Source organism: Methanobrevibacter thaueri, assembly GCF_015062915.1.
Taxonomy (GTDB): Archaea; Methanobacteriota; Methanobacteria; order Methanobacteriales; family Methanobacteriaceae; genus Methanocatella; species Methanocatella thaueri_B.
Genome location: NZ_SUTJ01000023.1, coordinates 1 through 5,180 on the forward strand (window position 1 = coordinate 1; position 5,180 = coordinate 5,180).

Annotated in this window: 5 protein-coding genes; 1 reads left to right on the plus strand and 4 read right to left on the minus strand. The window is 37.2% G+C overall.

From position 1 onward, the window contains the following. Window positions 1–369: 369 nt before the first annotated feature. The 3 genes from dnaJ to E7Z78_RS09460 all read right to left on the minus strand — a co-directional run bounded on the left by dnaJ (window position 370) and on the right by E7Z78_RS09460 (window position 4,111). The gene (gene dnaJ / locus E7Z78_RS09450) at window positions 370–1,512 is read right to left on the minus strand and encodes a molecular chaperone DnaJ (RefSeq protein WP_287410917.1); all 1,143 of its coding nucleotides are present in this window, start codon (window positions 1,510–1,512) and stop codon (window positions 370–372) included. A gap of 129 nt (window positions 1,513–1,641) precedes the next feature. Continuing rightward, window positions 1,642–3,519 (minus strand): molecular chaperone DnaK, encoded by a 1,878-nt coding sequence (gene dnaK, locus E7Z78_RS09455; RefSeq protein WP_303724938.1) that lies wholly within the window; start codon window positions 3,517–3,519, stop codon window positions 1,642–1,644. A gap of 40 nt (window positions 3,520–3,559) precedes the next feature. Beyond that, window positions 3,560–4,111, minus strand: a complete 552-nt coding sequence (locus E7Z78_RS09460) for a nucleotide exchange factor GrpE (RefSeq protein ID WP_303724939.1) — start codon at window positions 4,109–4,111, stop codon at window positions 3,560–3,562. 245 nt (window positions 4,112–4,356) lie between these two features. Between E7Z78_RS09460 and E7Z78_RS09465 the strand changes: the two genes are divergently transcribed. After that, window positions 4,357–4,932 carry an ArsR family transcriptional regulator gene (locus tag E7Z78_RS09465; RefSeq protein ID WP_303724940.1) on the plus strand — a complete coding sequence of 192 codons (576 nt, stop codon included), beginning with the start codon at window positions 4,357–4,359 and terminating at the stop codon, window positions 4,930–4,932. Window positions 4,933–4,970: 38 nt separating this feature from the next. Here E7Z78_RS09465 and E7Z78_RS09470 read toward each other — a convergent pair. Then, window positions 4,971–5,180: hypothetical protein (locus E7Z78_RS09470; protein ID WP_303724941.1), on the minus strand; the 210-nt coding region annotated here is incomplete at its 5' end.

Here is a 5,180-nt window from a genome sequence, read left to right on the forward strand (position 1 = left end):
CTTTTTTTATTTTTTCATGTAGATTAGTCAATTTATAATAACTGTTTTTCAATAATCAATTAATTAACTCTGATTTTCTAATCAATATTATTATAGTTAGTAACATCCGCACTATTTTGCTTACTCGTTATTGTAATTATTCTCATGGTAATTTTTGACCGTATTTTCGCTCATTTTTGGAAAAATTTCATTTCATGTCAATCTGGTGCGGTGAGTATACATCACATCAAATGTAATATAAATTTTAAAAATGGATGCTCTGAATTATTTGTTTTGCCTTCAATAATTTCAAGGATAAAATGATTAATGGTGGTTTGGTGGGGTCTAAAAATAAGAAAAGTGTGGGAAAGTAAATTAGTGAAAACTAACTTACTTCATAGCATCTTTAACTCTGTCGAAGAGACCTCTTTCAACGTGTTTGATCTCATCTCCGCTGACTTCAGCGAATTCTTCAAGTATCTTTTTCTGTTTTGAATTTAATTTTTTAGGAACAACAACCTTGATGGTCACATACATGTTTCCTCTGCCGTTATGCCTTACGGAGTTCATACCTTGACCCCTGAGCTTGTATACGGTTTCGCTTTGTGTTCCTGGAGTAATCTTAAACTCGACCTCTTTTCCTTCAATGGTAGGAATGCTTAAGACATCACCCAATGCCGCTTGAGGGAAACTTACTTGCTGTTCTAGGTATAAGTGGTCTCCTTCCCTTTGGAATTGCTTGTGCCTTTTGACATGAACTGTCACTATAAGGTCACCTTCAAGGCCTGGGCCTTCTCCGCAGTTTCCTTCACCGGAAACCCTTAAGTGGTTGCCTTCGTCAACTCCTTCAGGAATCTCGATTTTAATGGTTTTGCTTTTCCTGACACTTCCTTTTCCACGGCATTCTTCACAAGGATCGGTAATTATCTTACCGGTTCCTCCACATTCTCTACATGGTCTCACATTTACCATTTGTCCTAGGAAAGTGTTGCTGACCTCCTTGATTTGACCTGTTCCTCCACATTTAGGACAGGTTTCAGGGTCTGAACCAGGCTTTGACTTTGAACCGTTACATGTTGGACACAATTCACTTCTTGTAATCTTAATTTCCTTTTCACAGCCATTGAATGCTTCTTCAAGAGTAATTGGGACTTCAGTGTAAATGTCTGATCCCCTTTGAGGACCAGCTCTTCCTCTACTGCGTGCACCTCCTCCAAAACCGAACATGTCGAAAATGTTTCCAATGTCGAAACCTTGGAATATGTCTTCGAAGTTCACGTTTTGATAGAAGTCCTCTGCTGTAAATCCATCCATTCCTGCATGACCGAATTGGTCATATCTTTGACGTTTTTCATCATCAGACAAGACAGCGTATGCTTCACTCACTTCCTTAAACTTATCTTCAGCATCGGGTTCGTCACAGACATCAGGGTGGTACTTCCTAGCTAATTTACGATAAGCCTTTTTAATTGTTTTCTCGTCAGCGTTCTTATCCACGCCAAGAACTTCATAATAATCTCGCTTGTCTGCCATTTGTTCACCTTAAAAAAAATAAATATAGAATAAATAATAGTTTTATTTTAACTGTTAGTTTAACTATTTTTTGATTCTGATTCTGATTTTGCATTAACCTAACAATCTAATAAAACCGTATTATTTAATCTAATCGTCTTTTACTTCATAGTCTGCATCAATTGTGTCATCGTCGCCGTTATCTTGGGCACCTGCATTAGGGTCAGCTCCTGCTTGTTGTTGAGCTTGTGCTTCTGCTTGTGCTTGTTGGTAGATTTTAGCACCGATTTCTTGAACTACATTGGAGAGTTCATCGGATTTGGCTTTAATGGCATCAATATCATCGCCAGCTATGAGTTCTCTTAATTCAGCTACAAGTCCTTCGACTTTAGTTTTTTCATCTTCAGATACTTGATCTTTAAGTTCATCTAAAGTTTTTTCTGAAGTGTAAATTAATGAGTCTGCGTTGTTTCTGATTTCAATTTCTTCTTGTCTTTTTGCATCAGCTTCAGCGTTCATTTCAGCTTCTTTGATTTTTTGTTCGATTTCTTCATCGGACAATTTGGTGGATGAGGTAATAGTGATTGCTTGTTCTTTACCTGTTCCTTTATCTTTAGCTGTTACATTGATGATACCATTTGCGTCAATATCGAATGTTACTTCAATTTGTGGAACGCCTCTTGGTGCAGGTGGAATTCCGACTAATTGGAAACGTCCAAGGGATGTGTTGTCAGCTGCCATTTTACGTTCACCTTGAAGTACGTTAATGTCTACTGAAGGCTGGTTGTCAGCAGCGGTTGAGAACACTTGGCTTTTCTTGGTAGGGATTGTAGTGTTCCTTTCGATTAATGTAGTGGACACTCCACCTAAGGTTTCAATACCTAAGGATAATGGGGTTACGTCTAAAAGAACGATGTCTTTAATTTCACCAGCTAATACTCCTCCTTGGATAGCTGCACCCATGGATACACATTCCATTGGGTCAATACCACGTTCTACTGGTTTGCCAATGAATTTTTCAACATATTTTTGTACGATTGGCATTCTGGTAGGTCCACCGACTAAGATGATTTTGTCAATGTCGGATTTGCTCATTTTAGCATCGTCTAATGCTTGTTGCATTGGTTTACCGGATTTTTCAACAATGTGGTCAACTAATTCTTCTAATTTTGCTCTGGTTATTGTATCAATTAAGTTTTTAGGAGTGCCGTCGGTTCCCATTGCGATGAATGGTAAGTTAACTTCAGTTGTGGTAGTGGTGGACAATTCGATTTTAGCTTTTTCTGCAGCTTCTCTTAATCTTTGTACTGCTTGATCGTTATCCATTAAGTCCACGCCTTCTTGAGCTTTGAATTGGTCAGCTAAGTATTTGATTAATACGTTATCCATATCGGTACCACCGAGTTGGGTGTCTCCGCTGGTAGCTCTTACTTCAAATACTCCTCCACCGAACTCCATGATGGTTACGTCTAAGGTACCTCCACCTAAATCGTATACCATGATGTTCATGTCTTCTTCATCAGCTTTGTCAAGTCCGTATGCGAGGCTTGCTGCGGTTGGTTCGTTCACGAGCCTTACAACATCCAATCCTGCAATGGTTCCTGCGTCTTTGGTTGCGGTCCTTTGGTTGTCGTCAAAGTAAGCTGGTACGGTAATAACTGCTTTTTCAATTGGTTCTCCTAAGAAACTTTCTGCGTCTTTTTTGATTTTTTGGAGGATGAATGCGGAAATTTCCTGTGGGGAGTATTGTTTTCCGTTTACAGTAACCTTGTGGTCAGTACCCATGCTTCTTTTGATTGCACTGATTGTGTTTTCTGGGTTGGTTACTGCTTGTCTTCTTGCAGGTTCACCGACTAGCATTTGACCGTCTTCGGTAAATGCAACGTAACTTGGGAATGATTTTCCGTATTGGCTTGCTCCTTCAGCGGATGGGATTGTAGTTGGTTTACCCCCTACAAGCACGGATGCTGCGGAGTTACTTGTACCTAAATCGATTCCAATAATTTTTTCTTTTTTAGTATCAGACATAATTATCACCTTATTTTTTTCATGAATTATTTAATAAACATTATTTTTTACAAACTATAACTTTTGAATATTTAAGAACTTTGTCCTTGTACATGTAGCCTTTCATTAACTCTTCAATAACATATCCGTTTTCAACGTCATCGGATTCCTGAACCATTAATGCTTCATGCTTGTTCAAGTCGAATTTTTCACCTTTTGCAGGGATTTCAGATACTCCTTCTTTTTCGAGTATGTCACTAAATTTATTATATATTAGTTCAATTCCGTTTCTTAAATCTTCATCATTTTCTGTTTCTAAAGCTCTACCGAAGTCTTCATAGCAATCCAAGAAGTTCAATATAACGTTTTCATTTGCGAATTTCACAAGATCCTTGTTTCTTTTGTCCTGTATTTTCTTGAAGTTTTCGAAATCAGCTTGAAGTCTTTGTGATAGTGAGATGTATTCCTTGGTTTCACTTTCGGATTTTTCAAGATTTTCCTGAAGCTTTTCTATCTCTTCATTCTTTTGAGCCAACTCTTTTTCAAGTTCCTCAATCTTTTCTTCGAAATCTTGAGCCTTTACTTCAGTTTCGCTTTTATTTTCATCAGTCATAGTTACACCTTTTTTAGGTTTTTTGAAAAACTTTTGTAATAACTCTAACCCGAGAAATTTTTCTTTTGACCCTTTAACATTGGTTTTTGGGAATTTATGGACATATAGGAAAATGGTTCATCAATCAAGAGTTATTACTTCAAGTTTTTCTGAACCAAATATTAAAGTAACCAAAAGTTATCTTTCTCTTACATTATTATAGTAACAAAAAGTTATATAAAGGTTTCGATACATAATGTATAAACATGACTAGTACAAACGACATTGAGAAAAATGAAAAATCTCGCAGAAATGTCAATTCACCTACTGGCCACATAGAAATCAGAGGAAACTATGATCAACCAGTGGATGACATTGATGTAGAGGACATCCTTGATGTAATGGGTTGTAAAACTAGAAGAGACATTATAAATCTTTTAAGGGAAGAACCTATGTTTGTAAGTGAAATCTCCAATGAACTTGACATTGGTCAAAAAGCAATCATTGCACATTTACGTGCTATGGAAGACATAGGAATTCTAAACTCTTCTTACAAAAAGATTTTAAGAGGTCGTCCACGTAAATACTATGATTTGCAAAACGAAGTTAATATACACATTACAATTAACAGAAACAACTTTGACGTGCAATTTACAGACGACATACTCAATACTTTACAACTTCCATCAGGAGATGAATGGTCTAAACTATTGGATATTGAAAAAAGAATAGATGATGGACAGCTCGAGGCAATCGACGAGTTGAGAAATCAAATCAGATTATACGGCAACCTCCTTGAAAGGGCAGAGTATATTCTGGAAAGGACCATGAAAAATAGATGATATTTGAATGTTTGAAATAATCTTTCAAACACTTTTTTTTAATTTTTTTTAGCGACAATGCTTTGACCCAGTGAAACGGAACCGTCTCCGGCACATGTGTTCAGGTGTTGTATGAAGTTATAGCCATTGCCTTCAACATGATTCTTTACGGTTTGAGTAATTGCCTCATTGTAGAACACTCCACCTGTGGCACCAATATCACTGATTTTCCTTTTGTCTGCGGAGCGTATGGCAAGCTCGCTTAAACC